Here is a 266-nt window from a genome sequence, read left to right as displayed (position 1 = left end):
CCCCCATCTAAAACTTACTAAGCCGGCTTTGATAAACTTAATACTAGAGGAATGCCTTGAGAGCAGTCGGCGTTTTTTCGCCGGTGATTACAGCAGTTTTCCTGACCCTGACCCAGACAGAGAAAAACGCGTAGCACTATTTAAAAACATGCATGGTGAATACACAAGTGACATACAGCTTAAAGAGAGATTCCTGCGCGACATCCCTAAAATTATGTCTACCGTAGATAAAATCGAGCAAACAATAATCGCAGCAGTACCTCAAG

Annotated in this window: 1 protein-coding gene; it reads left to right on the top strand. The window is 42.9% G+C overall.

Annotated features, from left to right (window positions below; all coding sequences use genetic code 11):
• The coding region (locus tag SB725_RS31675) for a hypothetical protein (protein ID WP_410923395.1) at positions 1 to 266 on the top strand (266 nt) is incomplete at both ends.

Source organism: Pseudomonas sp. SIMBA_041, from assembly GCF_046535095.1.
In the GTDB taxonomy this organism is placed as follows: domain Bacteria; phylum Pseudomonadota; class Gammaproteobacteria; order Pseudomonadales; family Pseudomonadaceae; genus Aquipseudomonas; species Aquipseudomonas mucoides.
This window is presented reverse-complemented; position numbering and strand designations above follow the sequence as displayed.